The 13,766-nt window shown below is 73.1% G+C and carries 10 protein-coding genes; 2 read left to right on the plus strand and 8 right to left on the minus strand.

Annotation, left to right across the window (positions count from 1 at the left end):
- Nucleotides 1-165: 165 nt before the first annotated feature.
- From ACFV4F_RS11095 to rsmI, 6 genes are all read right to left on the minus strand, one after another.
- On the minus strand, nucleotides 166-1,098 hold the full coding sequence (locus ACFV4F_RS11095; RefSeq protein ID WP_380501650.1) for a 4-(cytidine 5'-diphospho)-2-C-methyl-D-erythritol kinase: 933 nt from the start codon (nucleotides 1,096-1,098) through the stop codon (nucleotides 166-168).
- Nucleotides 1,095-1,976: a 16S rRNA (adenine(1518)-N(6)/adenine(1519)-N(6))-dimethyltransferase RsmA gene (gene rsmA, locus ACFV4F_RS11100; RefSeq protein ID WP_380444257.1), complete on the minus strand. Its 882-nt coding sequence runs from the start codon at nucleotides 1,974-1,976 to the stop codon at nucleotides 1,095-1,097. The genes ACFV4F_RS11095 and rsmA overlap by 4 nt, the downstream gene beginning before the upstream one ends.
- A 235-nt stretch (nucleotides 1,977-2,211) precedes the next feature.
- Nucleotides 2,212-3,090 carry a TatD family hydrolase gene (locus ACFV4F_RS11105; protein WP_380501652.1) on the minus strand — a complete coding sequence of 293 codons (879 nt, stop codon included), beginning with the start codon at nucleotides 3,088-3,090 and terminating at the stop codon, nucleotides 2,212-2,214.
- Complete coding sequence (gene metG, locus ACFV4F_RS11110) at nucleotides 3,090-4,709, minus strand: methionine--tRNA ligase (RefSeq protein WP_380444253.1); 1,620 nt, start codon at nucleotides 4,707-4,709, stop codon at nucleotides 3,090-3,092. Before metG ends, ACFV4F_RS11105 begins: the two co-directional genes overlap by 1 nt.
- Before the next feature lie 162 nt (nucleotides 4,710-4,871).
- Nucleotides 4,872-5,297 (minus strand): hypothetical protein, encoded by a 426-nt coding sequence (locus ACFV4F_RS11115; protein WP_380444251.1) that lies wholly within the window; start codon nucleotides 5,295-5,297, stop codon nucleotides 4,872-4,874.
- 349 nt (nucleotides 5,298-5,646) lie between these two features.
- On the minus strand, nucleotides 5,647-6,531 hold the full coding sequence (gene rsmI, locus ACFV4F_RS11120; protein ID WP_380501654.1) for a 16S rRNA (cytidine(1402)-2'-O)-methyltransferase: 885 nt from the start codon (nucleotides 6,529-6,531) through the stop codon (nucleotides 5,647-5,649).
- A gap of 97 nt (nucleotides 6,532-6,628) precedes the next feature.
- On the opposite strand from rsmI, the gene ACFV4F_RS11125 reads away from it, so the two are divergent.
- Nucleotides 6,629-8,479, plus strand: a complete 1,851-nt coding sequence (locus ACFV4F_RS11125; protein WP_380501656.1) for a dolichyl-phosphate-mannose--protein mannosyltransferase — start codon at nucleotides 6,629-6,631, stop codon at nucleotides 8,477-8,479.
- Nucleotides 8,480-8,669: 190 nt separating this feature from the next.
- A complete protein-coding gene (locus tag ACFV4F_RS11130) occupies nucleotides 8,670-10,442 on the plus strand; it encodes a penicillin-binding transpeptidase domain-containing protein (RefSeq protein WP_380444245.1) in 1,773 nt (590 codons plus the stop codon).
- A 33-nt stretch (nucleotides 10,443-10,475) separates the two neighbouring features.
- Here ACFV4F_RS11130 and ACFV4F_RS11135 read toward each other — a convergent pair whose 3' ends face one another.
- Together ACFV4F_RS11135 and ACFV4F_RS11140 are read right to left on the minus strand one after the other, a co-directional pair.
- Entirely contained in the window at nucleotides 10,476-11,900 is a 1,425-nt protein-coding gene (locus ACFV4F_RS11135) for a glycosyltransferase 87 family protein (RefSeq protein WP_380444243.1), read from the minus strand.
- Nucleotides 11,901-12,060: 160 nt separating this feature from the next.
- Entirely contained in the window at nucleotides 12,061-13,623 is a 1,563-nt protein-coding gene (locus tag ACFV4F_RS11140; RefSeq protein WP_380501658.1) for an amino acid permease, read from the minus strand.
- Nucleotides 13,624-13,766 lie beyond the last annotated feature (143 nt).

Genomic DNA, 13,766 nt, shown 5'->3' on the forward strand with positions numbered 1-13,766 from the left:
GGTGCCGGGGCGGCCCGCCGTTCCCCGGCCGGGCGCCCCTCTCGGGGACGCCCCGATCTCCCCAGCCTAATGGGCCCGCCGAATCGCCCGCACCGCCGAGCTCACCGCCCGCACCGCCGAGCTCGGCCCCACTACAGGGGCCGATGCATGACCGGGGCCGATCCCCTACAGCGGCCGGTCCACCACCGCGGCCCCCGCGACCGGCCCGTACGTGGCGTGCGCCGTCCGGCAGGTGCCGGAGGCGCGCAGGGCCGCGGCGATGGCGGCGGCGCCGTCGGCGTCCTTGGCGAGGAACGCGCAGGTCGGCCCGGAGCCGGAGACGAGGGCGCCGATCGCGCCCGCCTCGGTGCCGGCCCGCAGGGTGGCGGCGAGGGCGGGGCGCAGCGAGAGGGCGGCGGCCTGGAGGTCGTTGGAGAGCGCGGCGGCGAGGGCGACGACGTCGCCGTCCGCCAGGGCGGTGAGCAGCGCGGGGTCGGCGTCGGGGGTGGGGACGTCGACGGCGCTGGAGCCGGTGCCGGCCTCGTCGCGCAGGCGGTCGCACTCGTGGAAGACGGCGGGGGTGGAGAGGCCGCCGTCGGCGACGGCGAAGACCCAGTGGTAGGTGCCCTCGACCGGGAGCGGCTCCAGGATCTCGCCCCGGCCGCGGCCCAGGGCGACGCCGCCGACCAGGGCGAACGGCACGTCGGAGCCGAGTTCGGCGGCGAGTTCCAGCAGCACGTCGGCCGGGGTGTCCAGCTTCCACAGGGCGTCGCAGGCGACCAGTGCCGCCGCGCCGTCGGCGCTGCCGCCGGCCATGCCGCCGGCGACCGGGATGGCCTTGGCGATGTGCAGGTGCACGGCGGGGTCGGCGATGCCGTGGTGGGCGGCGAGCAGCCGGGCCGCGCGGGCGGCGAGGTTGCCGTCGTCGAGCGGGACGGCGCCGGCGTCCGGGCCGGAGCAGGTCAGCGTGATGCCCGGGCGGTCGCCCGGGGTGGCCGTCACCTCGTCGCCGAGGGCGACGGCGAAGAAGACGTTGGCCAGGTCGTGGAAGCCGTCGGCGCGCAGGCCGCCGACCCCCAGCTGGACGTTGACCTTGGCCGGCACCCGTACGGTGATCACTCGTTCCCAGCCTTCGGCTTGTGCTCGGCGATGGCGGCGAACTGTTCCACCGTCAGCATCTCGCCGCGCAGCTTGTGGTCGATCCCGGCGGCGGCGAGGGCCTGTTCGGCCCCGGCGGCGGAGCCGGCCCAGCCGGCCAGGGCGGCCCGGAGGGTCTTGCGCCGCTGGGCGAACGCGGCGTCGACCACCGCGAACACCTCCGCGCGGCTCGCGGTGGTCCTGGGGGGCTCGCGGCGGATCAGCGAGACGAGGCCGGAGTCGACGTTGGGGGCGGGCCAGAAGACGTTGCGCCCGATGGCGCCGGCCCGCTTCACGTCGGCGTACCAGTTGGCCTTGACCGACGGGACGCCGTACACCTTGTTGCCCGGCTTGGCGGCGAGCCGGTCGGCGACCTCGCTCTGCACCATCACCAGGGTGCGCTCGATGCTGGGGAAGGTGGCCAGCATGTGCAGCAGGACGGGCACCGCCACGTTGTACGGGAGGTTGGCGACGAGCGCGGTGGGCGCCGGGCCGGGGAGCTCGGTGACCTCCATGGCGTCGCTGAACACCAGGTCGAAGGCGTCGGCCTTGCCCGGCATCCGGGCGGCGACGGTGTCCGGCAGGTGCTGCGCGAGCACCGGGTCGATCTCGACGGCGGTGACGTGCCGCGCGACCTCCAGCAGGGCGAGCGTCAGCGACCCGAGGCCGGGGCCGACCTCCACCACCGCGTCCTGCTCCGTCACGTCGGCGGCCCGGACGATCCGCCGCACGGTGTTGCCGTCGATGACGAAGTTCTGCCCGCGCTGCTTGGTCGGCTTCACGCCGAACGCGGCGGCCAGCTCCCGGATGTCGGCGGCGCCCAGCAGGTGGCTGTCAGGGGTGGGTTCGGTGGTGCTCACGGGCCAAGGATACGGGCGCGGGCCCTGCCGTCCGGACGCGCCGGACCGGACGGACGGGTTCCCGATGCCACCCGCAGACCGGACGGACGGGTTCCCGATGCCGCCCGCAAACCGGACGCACCGGGTTCGGTACCCCCGAACCGGGCGGCACCCAGCCCCGGCACCCAGCACCGGCACCGGCACCCAGCCCCAGCCCCGGCCCCAACCCGGGACCCACGAACGAGGCGCCCCCGGCTCAGTACCCGAACGCCCGCGCCGTGTTCGCCGCGATCGCCGTCGCCAGCTCGTCCTCGTGCAGCCCCAGCGTCGCCGCCATCGACCGGACCGTGACCGGGATCAGGTACGGCGCGTTGGGCCGGCCGCGGTAGGGGTGCGGGGTGAGGAAGGGCGCGTCCGTCTCGACCAGGACGCGGTCGAGCGGGGTCGCCAGCAGGGCGTCGCGCAGCGGCTGGTTGGCCTTGAACGTGACCGGGCCCGCGAACGACAGGTACCAGCCGTGCTCGGCGCAGACCTTGGCCATCTCCGCGTCGCCCGAGTAGCAGTGGAAGACGGTCCGCTCGGGGGCGCCCTCCTCCAGGAGGACGGCGATGACGTCCTCGTGGGCGTCGCGGTCGTGGATGACCAGGGCCTTGCCGTGCCGCTTGGCGATCTCGATGTGCCGGCGGAACGACTCCTTCTGGATCTCCACGCCCTCGGGCCCGGTGCGGAAGTAGTCGAGGCCGGTCTCGCCGACGGCCCGCACCTGCGGCAGCGCCGCGAGGGCGTCGATCTCGGCGAGCGCCTCGTCCAGCGCCGCCGCACCGCCGGCCGGGCGCTGCTGCCCGGACCAGCCGTCGGGGTCGCCGAGGAAGATCCGCGGCGCCTCGTTGGGGTGCAGCGCGACGGCCGCGTGGACCTGCTCGAACCGGGCGGCCAGCTCGGCGGCCCAGCGCGAGCCGGGCACGTCGCAGCCGACCTGGACGACGGTGGTGACCCCGACCGAGGCCGCGCGGGCGAGGCCCTCCTCGGGCGTGCCGGACTGCATGTCCAGGTGGGTGTGCGAGTCGGCCACCGCCACCGCCAGGGGTTCCGGCAGGGGCGGCGGGGTCGACCGGTCGTCGTCCTTCTTCGCCATCAGGAAGCGGGCTTCTCTTCGAGGCGCGGGAAGAGGATCTCGCCCTTGGTGACGGTGGCGCCGACGGGCAGCCGGCCCCAGTCGGCCGTGGTGGCGACGGTCTGCGCGGCGAGCGCGCCCAGTCCGGCCTCGGCACCGAGGGAGGCCCACAGCTTCTCGGCCGTGGCCGGCATCACCGGGTTGAGCAGGACGGCGGTGGCACGCAGCGACTCGGCGGCGGTGTACAGGATGGTGGCCAGGCGGGCCCGGCCCTCCGCCGAGTCGTCCTTGGCGACCTTCCAGGGCTCCTGGTCGCTGATGTAGCCGTTGACCTGCTTGACGAACTCGAAGATCGCCGCGAGGCCGCCCGCGAAGTCGAGGTCCTCGCCGATCTTCCGGTCGGCCGCGGCGACGGCGGCGGCGAGCCCGTCCTGGACGGCCTTCTCGGCCTCGCCGGACGCGGTCGCGGCGGGCAGCACGCCGTCGAAGTACTTGCCGACCATGGCGGCGACGCGGGAGGCCAGGTTGCCGAAGTCGTTGGCGAGTTCGGAGGTGTACCGGGCGGTGAAGTCCTCCCACGAGAAGGAGCCGTCGGTGCCGAACGGGATCGCGCGCAGGAAGTAGTACCGGTAGGCGTCCACGCCGAAGTGCGAGGTGAGGTCGGTGGGCGCGATGCCGGTCAGGTTGGACTTGGACATCTTCTCGCCGCCGACCATCAGCCAGCCGTTGGCGACGACCCGCTTGGGCAGCGGCAGCCCGGCGGCCATCAGCATGGCGGGCCAGATCACCGCGTGGAAGCGCAGGATGTCCTTGCCGACCAGGTGGACGGAGGCGGGCCACAGCTCGGCGAAGCGCTCCGGGTCGCTGCCGTAGCCGGCGGCGGTGATGTAGTTCTGCAGCGCGTCGACCCACACGTACAGGACGTGCTTCTCGTCCCAGGGCAGCGGGACGCCCCAGTTGAAGGTGGAGCGGGAGATCGACAGGTCCTTCAGGTCCTGCTCGACGAAGCGCAGCACCTCGTTGCGCGCCGAGGCGGGCTGGATGAAGTCCGGGTTGGCGGCGTAGAACTCCAGCAGCTTCGGTCCGTAGGCGGAGAGACGGAAGAAGTAGTTCTCCTCCTCCAGCCATTCCACCGGCCGCTTGTGCACGGCGCAGAGCTTCTCGTCCGCGGTGGCGCCGTCGAGCAGTTCGGCCGGGAGCTTGAACTCCTCGCAGCCGACGCAATACGGGCCGGAGTAACCGCCCTTGTAGATCTCGCCCTTGTCGTACAGGTCCTGGACGAATTCCTGCACGCGGTCGGTGTGGCGCTGCTGGGTGGTGCGGATGAAGTCGTCGTTGGCGATCTCCAGGTGCTCCCAGAGCGGCTTCCACGCCTCCTCGACCAGCTTGTCGCACCACTCCTGCGGGGTGACGCCGTTGGCCTCGGCGGTCCGCATGATCTTCTGACCGTGCTCGTCGGTGCCGGTCAGGTACCACACCTTCTCGCCGCGCTGGCGGTGCCAGCGGGTGAGGACGTCGCCCGCCACGGTGGTGTACGCGTGGCCCAGGTGCGGGCGATCGTTGACGTAGTAGATCGGGGTGGAAACGTAGTACGCCGGGGCGCTCGCCCCGGTGGTGCTGTGGTCTGCAGTGGCCGCCATGGTCGGAAAGCTTAGTCGGGCACGCGGGCGGCCCTCGACCGCGTTCCGCCCCGCGGACGCCCGGGAGCCGCCCCCGCCGACCGCGGACACCGGCCGCCCGGGGACCGCCCCGGCGGTCACGGGAGGACGGCCCCGCTGCGCGCCCCGGTGCGCGCCTTGGTGTCAGCCCAGCAGCCGCGACCAGAACCGGGCCCAGCGTCCGCGCGGCTGCGCGGGCCCGGACACCGCGGGCGGCCCGGCCGGCTCGGCGTGCGCCGGGTAGCCGGGGGCGTGCTGCCAGGGCTGGTCGGCGACGGCCACCCGGCCCTCGCGCATGATCCGGACGGTGTGTCCACCACACCCCGGGCAGGTCGGCTTGAGCAGCGGGGACGGTACCCGGACACCGTTGGCGTGGTACTCGAACACGACGTGGCCGTCCCTGGCGACGTGGTGCTCGATGTCGTACGCCTGCTCCCATCCGTACCCGCACTTCAGGCACGCGAAGGAGTAGGCCTCCCGAACGGTCTCGACGGGAGTGTGCGCCCGCCCGGCCGGGACGGGGTCGCTCAGCGCGTTGCCACCGAGGGGGCTACCGATCGTCTCGCTCATAGCCGTCTCCCAGCGCCCGCCGGGCGCTCGCCCGGCTGGGTCTTTCCATTCCAGGAAATGCCCGGACCGCCCCTGGCGATGCCCTGCTTGTGAAGACTTGGATGCGGGTTGGGGATCCCTAGACGAAAGGTCGGATCCATTGCGGAAACCGCGGCCAAAGCTTCAGCTCAGTTGGCGTTTACCGGGGCCTTCACTCCAAGGTACGACGCACCGCCCGCCACGCAACCCCCGGAATTCACCGGCTTATCAAACCCGTTCGAACCCGTACCCGCCCGCGCCCACTTCCCCGTGGCCGCGGGCGCCCCCTCCCCCGTGGTGCCGGGCCCTGCTTCCCGGCACCGGCCGGGCCCTACTTCCCGGTACCGGCCGGGCCCTGCTTCCCGGTCCCGGAGCCCTCCTTCTTCGCCGCGACGACGGCGTCGAACACCTCCCGCTTGGGCAGCGCCAGCTCCGCCGCGACGGCGGCGATGGCCTCCTTGCGGTGCTCCCCCGCCTCCTCGCGGACGGCGACCAGGCGGGCCAGCTCGGCCGGGGTGAGCTCCTGCGGCGCGGCCGGCGGGGCCCCGGCGACGACCACGGTGATCTCGCCCTTGACGCCCTCGGCCGCCCAGGCCGCCAGCTCGCCGATCGGGCCGCGCTTGACCTCCTCGTAGGTCTTGGTCAGCTCGCGGCACACCGCCGCGGGCCGCTCGGCTCCGAAGGCCTCGGCCATCGCCGCGAGCGCCTCGGCGATCCGGTGCGGCGCCTCGAAGAAGACCATCGTGCGCGGCTCGGCGGCGATCGAGGCGAGCTGGCGGGCCCGGTCGCCGGTCTTGCGCGGCAGGAAGCCCTCGAAGGTGAAGCGGTCGACGGGCAGCCCGGACAGGGCGAGCGCGGTGAGCACCGCGGACGGCCCGGGCACCGCGGTGACCTTGACGTCGGCCGCGACGGCCGCGGCGACGAGCCGGTAGCCGGGGTCGGACACGGACGGCATGCCTGCGTCCGTGACCAGCAGCACCCGGGCGCCGCCGAGCAGTGCCTCGACCAGTTCGGGGGTGCGGCCGACCTCGTTGCCCTCGAAGTAGGAGACCACCCGCCCGGCGGGGGTCACCCCGAGCGCCTGGGTCAGCCGGCGCAGCCGCCGGGTGTCCTCGGCCGCGATCACGTCCGCGGTCGAGAGTTCGGTGAGCAGCCGGGGCGGGGCGTCCGAGACGTCGCCGATGGGGGTGCCTGCGAGAACGAGTACTCCTGTCACGGGCCCCATCCTTCCAGCCCGCGTGCTTATGGTGACGATTCGGGCAGCTTCCGAGGGGCCGGTCCGACGATAGGACCACGCGCCTACGATGTGGCGGATGAACGGCGACACGGCGGCGCAGACGCCCACTGGTAGAGACCGCACCACACCGGGTGGCCTCGGCGCGACGGACCTGCCGTCCGGTTCCGTGCCCGCCGTCCCGGCCCCGCGCCCGCCGGTGGCCGACCCGCCCGCCGACCCGCCCGCCGACCCGCCCGCCGACCGGCCCGCCGCCTGGCGCCAACGCCTGGCCGGCTTCGGCTACGCGCCGCGCCCGGCCGCGCCGCTGACCGAACGCCTCGTGCCGCCGATGCCGGACGGCCCCGGGGTGACGCCGGACGACGTCCCGCCGTCCCCGCTGCTGCTGCGCCTGGGCATCGCGGTGCCGCCGGCCCTGTGGGCGTTCCTGTGCCGCTGGTCGGGCTGGCTCGGCCCGGTCGCCGTCGCGGTCTTCGCCGGGATCCTGCGGTTCACCGACCTCGGGGAGCCGCACGCGATCATCTTCGACGAGACGTACTACGCCAAGGACGCGTACGCGCTCTGGCACGGCGGCTACGAGATCAACTGGCCGGACGGCGCCAACGAGCAGATCATGAAGGACGGGACGGCCCCCTACCGCCCGATGGCCGGCTACGTCGTCCACCCGCCGGTGGGCAAGTGGATCATCGGCTTCGGCGAGTGGCTGTTCGGGATGAACCCCTTCGGCTGGCGCTTCGCGGTGGCCCTGCTCGGCACGGTGTCCGTGCTGATGATCGCCCGGATCGCCCGCCGCCTGTTCCGTTCCACCCTGCTGGGCTGCGTGGCCGGCCTGCTGCTCTCGGTGGACGGCCTGCACTTCGTGCTCAGCCGCTCGGCCCTGCTGGACCTCGTGGTGATGTTCTGGATCCTCGCCGCCTTCGGCTTCCTGATCCTGGACCGCGACCGCACCAGGGCCCTGCTGGCCGCCCGGCTCGACGGGATCGCGGACGCCGCGCTCGCCCAGCGGGTGCGCCTGGGCTGGCGCCCGTACCGGATCGCGGCCGGCGTCTGCGTCGGCCTGACCTGCGCGACCAAGTGGAGCGGCCTGTACGTCGCGGCCGCCTTCGGCCTGATGACCGTGCTCTGGGACGCGGGCGCGCGCCGCCTGGCCGGGGCCCCGCGCCCGTACCTGGCGGCACTCACCCGGGACGCGCTGCCGGCCTTCGTCTCGGTCGTCGTGGTCGCACTGGGCGTCTACGTCGCCTCGTGGTGGGGCTGGTTCGCCAGCAGCAACGCGCCCGGCCAGGGCGGCTGGGGCCGCGACTGGGCGGCCGGCCGGAGCACCGACTACCCGTGGATCCCGGAGGGCCTGCGCGCCCTGTGGCACTACCACTCCACGATGTACGACTTCCACACCCACCTGACCGACCCGCACACCTACCAGTCGAACCCGTGGAGCTGGCTGGTCCTCGGCCGGCCGGTCTCCTTCTACTACGAGTCCCCGAAGACGGGCCAGGACGGCTGCACCGCGGCCGAGTGCGCCCGCGAGGTGCTCGGCCTCGGCACCCCGCTGCTGTGGTGGGCCGGCTGCATCGCCCTGGTGTACTGCCTGTGGCGCTGGGCGGCCCGGCGGGACTGGCGGGCCGGCGCGGTGCTGTGCGGCCTGGCGGCCGGCTACCTGCCCTGGTTCGAGTACCAGCAGCGGACGATCTTCCTGTTCTACGCGGTCGCCTTCGTCCCGTTCCTGGTGCTCGCGGTGACGATGATGCTCGGCGCGATGATCGGGCCCCCGGGCGCCTCCCGGGACCGCCGGATCATCGGCGGCGCGTCGGCCGGCCTGCTGGTCCTGCTGATCGTCTGGAACTTCCTGTTCTTCTTCCCGCTGTTCTCCGGACAGACGATCCCGATGGACGACTGGCGCCGGCGGATGTGGTTCAACAGCTGGATCTGAGCCGGCTCCGGGCCGGGCCGGCCCGCCGCGCCCCGGTCCGGCCGGGAGTGCGGGGACCGTACGCATACGGTGTTCGACACGTACCAGAACCGTCACAACTCCCGGGCGTTTCGTCGGCGCACCGAGTCGGCCTGCCTAGGGTGGGGGGTCAGTACCGCGTTAGTCGCCCGACCCCTGGGGGAGCAGCACCATGCGCAAAGGCGCGAAAATCGGCATCATCACCGGCGTGTCCGTCGCCGTGCTCGCAGGCGGCGGCTACGGCGCGTACAGCCTGGTGAACGGCTCGGGCGACGGGTCCGGCTCGGCCAAGAAGCCCCGCACGGTGGTCGCCGAACCCCCCTCCGCGGACCAGGCGGCCAGCGGCGCCAAGGACTTCCTGGCGGCCTGGGCGGCCGGCGACGTGGCCAAGGCGGCTTCGCTGACCGACAACCCGGACGCCGCCACGGCCGCACTGACCGCCTTCAAGGAGCAGGTCAAGCCGAGCGCGCTGACGCTGACCCCGTCCGGCCCGGCCACCCCGCAGGCCTTCGCCTCGGCCACCGGCACCCCCACCCCGGCCAAGCCGTCCGGCGCACCCTCCGCGTCCGCGACCCCCTCGGCCGCCGGCACGCCGGGCGCGAGCGACTCGCCGTCCGCCGCCGCCACCCCCGCGCCCACCGGCGTGCTGATGGGCTTCAAGGCGCGCGCCGAGTTCGAGGGCACCGCCCGGGTCTGGGACTACAACGGCTTCCTCGGCGTCGTGAAGATGAGCGACGACACCCCCGCCGTGCACTGGGCCCCGAGCGTGCTCCACCCGCACCTGTCCGGGAACGAGACGATCGCCACCCAGCAGGTCTTCGCCCCGCCGTCCAGCGCCGTGGACCGCAACGGCAAGCCGCTGCAGGCCCCCTCGCTCACCGCGTCGCTGGCGACCCTCCAGGACAACGCCCGCAAGCTGCTGCCGCCGGACCCGAACAAGGACCAGGACGCGGGCAGCGCGGTCGTCATCAGCGACCCGGCCGGCAAGACCGCCCCGGACAAGCTGTTCACGATCGTCGAACCCAAGCCGGGCAAGCCGTTCAAGGTGACGATCGACAACGCCATCCAGGCCGCGGCCGAGAAGGCGATGACCGACCTGGGCGGCAAGCAGGGCTCCATCGTCGCGATCGAGCCGAGCACCGGTCAGGTGCTGGCCTTCGCCAACGCGCCGTCCAACGGCCAGAACCGGGCCTTCCTGGGCCTGCTCGCGCCCGGCTCGACGATGAAGATCGTCACCTCGACGGCGCTGCTGGAGGCCGGGATCAACCCGGACTCGAACGTGGCCTGCCCGGAGAAGAGCAGCAACCCGGTGGCGATCCCGAACGACTTCCCGGGCGCCTTCCCGAACAACACCCTCCAGGACGACTTCAAGGTGTCCTGCAACACCGCCTTCATCAACCAGGGCCTGACCAGCCTGAAGCCGGAGACGCTCGCGGCCACCGCCAAGGACGTCTACGGCGTCGGCCTGGAGTGGAAGACCGGCCTGCCGAACTCGGACGGCAAGATCCCGGCCACCCCGGGCAGCAAGGACGAGCAGGCGATGAACTACATCGGCCAGGGCAAGGTCCAGATGAACCCGCTGGCGATCGCCTCGATCACGGCGACCGTGCAGAGCGGCGCGTTCAAGCAGCCCATCCTGGTCGCCGGCCTGCCGCAGCAGCCGGCCGCCCGCCAGATCTCGCCGGACGTCGCCGGCAAGCTGCGCGCGATGATGAACGCCACCGCCACCGGCGGCACGGCCCAGGCCGTGATGGCCGGGATCACCGACAACGCGGGCGCCAAGACCGGCTCCGCCGAGGTCGCCGGCGCGGCCACCACCAACAGCTGGTTCACCGCCTACCGCGGCAACATCGCGGTCGCGGCCGAGGTGCAGGGCGGCGGCCACGGCGTCGACGCGGCCGGCCCGGCCGTCGCCTCGCTGCTCAAGTCCTTCGGCAACCGGTAGACCTCACACGCACCGGCACCCCCAGGAGCCCGCTCAGCCCCTCGGCAGAGCGGGCTCCGGCCGTTCCGGGCGGTCCGGCTGTTCCGGGCGCCGCCGCACCACGGCGGCCGGCCGGTTGCTCCACCGCCGCGCGGCGAGCCGGGGCCAGATCACCAGGACGGCCGGCAGCGCGAGGTACCCGAAGCGCCCGGCCGGGGCCAGCATGAAGGCGATCGCGAGCCCCGCGGCCAGCAGGTCGGCGGCGCCGGTCGCGGTCACCGGCGGCCGGGCCAGCAGCCAGATCGCCACCGCGACGCCGCCGAGGGTCATCAGCGTCAGCGAGACGGTGTGCCCGGTCGGCCCGAAGCCGGCCAGCACCTTGCCGGGCAGCGGGCTGCCGGCCGGGGTGCGGATCGCGGTCATCCCGAGCGGGAAGAGCACCACCTGCTCGCGCAGCTCGGCCGCCCTGGTCAGCACGGACGGCAGGAGCACGGCCAGGCTCGTACCGACCGCGATCAGCCCGGTCCGGGCCGCCGGGCGCCGCCCGTAGAGCCGCCACAGCAGCAGGACGGCGACGGGCAGCGCGGGCCAGGCCGTCCACTTGAGGGTGCAGGCGAGGGCGAGGACGAGCCCCGCGGCGACGGTGCGGTCGCGCTCGGCGAGTGCCATGGCCAGGCAGCAGACGCCGATCAGCGGCAGGTCGACACCGCCGACGACGAGGGCGAGCGCTATCAGCGGCGAGGCGGTGAGCACCGCGAGCGGCAGCAGCGGGGCGCGGTCCCGGGAGGGGCGCAGCAGGCGCCAGCTGGCCAGCAGGCAGGCGAAGAAGGTGAGCGCGAACCAGATCCGGGCGTCCCCGGCGACCCGGGTGAAGGCGTCGCCGCTGCCGAGCAGCTGGCGGGGCATCCCGAAGAGGGACATGGCCGGCAGGTACGGGTTGTAGTCGGTGACCACGACGGGGTGCTGCAGGTAGGCGCTGCCGGTGGTGAGCAGCAGGTGGGCCGAGCGCTCGACCACCATCACCTCGGACTGGTGGCGGCCCTGGACGGCGAGGAGCGCCAGCGGCACGACGACGGCCCCGAGGAGGGCGACCGCCGCGGCGGAACGCGCCGCGAACCGGCGCGGCAGGATCAGGCAGAGCAGCCCGGCCAGGAGGTAGGCGGGGGCCGCGATGATGCCCCAGACGCGCTGGTTGGGCAGGTCGGAGACGAGCGGGAAGGCGGCCGCCCAGCCGGCCGCGACGGCGCAGCCGAGCAGCTGGACGCTGCGCAGGGAGGCGAGCCGGGCGGGGTCGGTCCGCGCGGCCGTGGGCGGAAACGTGTTCTCGCGGCGCTGGCGGGGGACGGCCCTGGAGACCAGGCCGCGCAGGGGGCGGTCGGGCCGGGAGGGCGGTCCGACCGGTTGGGGGGCCGGCGTTCTGGAACGGCCGGTGAAGCGGCCGCGCGGGCGGGAGAAGCCGGGCGTGCGGGTGCTCACCATGGTGGAAGGTTATGGGTGGGGGGCCCGCGCTGTCGCCACCGGGATCGACGGAGAGTCGCGGTCTACGCGCGAAGAGTCGCCAGGCGTCTTGCCACCTGGCGACCCTTCGTATCCATAGCAACGGGCGGTGACCACCGCCGGATCCGGAGCGTGAGACGGATCAGCCGGAGTGGCTGTCCACCGGGGCGCTCTGCTGCGCCGCTCCGCGCTCCAGCTTCGAGTTCTTGATGCTGTAACCGAAGTAGACGACCACGGCGACGGCGAGGGCGATCGCCCCGGCCCGGAAGGTGTCGGCGTGCAGGCCGGTGATCAGGTAGCCGCAGAAGCCGACGCTGAGCAGCGGCACGACCGGGTAGCCGGGCACCTTGAAGCCGCGCGGCAGGTCGGGCTGGGTGCGGCGCAGGACGATGACGCCCACCGAGACGACCGAGAAGGCGATGAGCGTCCCGAGGCTGGTGATGTCGGCCAGGATGTTGAGCGGGACGAACGCGGCGAGCGCGCCCACGCCGACGCCGACCACGATCGTGTTCCAGACCGGGGTGCCGGTGCGCGGCGAGAGCTCGGCGAAGCGCTTGGGCAGCATGCCGTCGCGGCCCATGGAGTACAGGATGCGGGTCTGGCCGTAGATCACCACGAGGGTGATGCTGAAGATCGAGAGGATCGCGCCGACCGCGAAGACCATCGCGGGCCAGCTCTGGCCGGTGATGTCCTGGAGGATCTGGGCGAGCCCGGCCTCCTGGCCGTCGAACTTCTGCCACGGCTGGGCGCCGATGCCGGCCAGCGCGACCAGGATGTAGAGCAGGGTCACCACGACCAGCGAGATGATGATCGCCAGCGGCAGGGTGCGGCGGGGGTTCTTGACCTCCTCACCGGCGGTGGACACGGCGTCCAGGCCGATGAACGAGAAGAAGATGCTGGACGCCGCGACCTGCACGCCGCCGATGCCGAGCGGCATGAACGGGGTCAGGTTGCCGGAGTGGAAGCCGGTGAGCGCGACGCCGACGAACAGCACCAGGATGAGGATCTTGATCGCGACCATCGCCGCGTTGACCTTCACCGACTCGCTGACGCCGCGGATCAGCAGGAAGCAGACCATGGCGACCAGCAGCAGCGCCGGCAGGTTGAACCAGTGGGTGCTGTCCGGCGCGCCCGCCAGCTGCTCGGGGATCTTGACCCCGAAGGCCAGGTCGAGGAACTTGTCGAGGTACTCGGCCCAGCTCACCGCGATCGCGGAGGCGGACACGCCGTACTCCATCAGCAGGCAGATGCCGACGCCGAAGGCGACGCCCTCGCCGAGGGTCGCGTAGGCGTAGGAGTAGGACGAGCCGGAGACCGGGATCGCGGAGGCCATCTCGGCGTAGCACAGCGCCGTGAGGCCCGCCGTGACGGCGGCGATGACGAAGGACAGGATGACGGCCGGTCCGGCCGACGGCACCGCGGTGTTGAGCACGAAGAAGATGCCGGTACCGATGGTGGCGCCGATGCCGATCGAGGACAGCTGCCAGAGTCCGATGGAGCGGCGGAGGTGGATGCCGGAGCGTCCGCCCTCCTCCGGCGCGCCGGCCGGGAGGCTGTCCCGGCCCTCGCTCTCGGCGATCAGTGTCGACACGGGCTTGCGTCGCAGCAGACGCGCACCAAGGGAGTTGCTGGCCAAAACCGCGGTCTTTCTAGGCGAGGGAGGGTGTCCTAGCGGTCGGTCACCAAGTGCGATACGGGGTGTCATCGGGGACCAACCGAACAAAGATGGGACAGTACCGCGCGAATGCACCAGTGTCGCAAACGAACAGTCCGGGCTTGCGCATTATACGAACTGTCGAATGGACAAGGACAAACCGGACGCTTCGTAAACGGCGAATCTCCCTCGGG

Origin of the sequence: Kitasatospora sp. NPDC059722 (genome assembly GCF_042733235.1) — a bacterium.
Taxonomy (GTDB): Bacteria; Actinomycetota; Actinomycetes; order Streptomycetales; family Streptomycetaceae; genus Kitasatospora.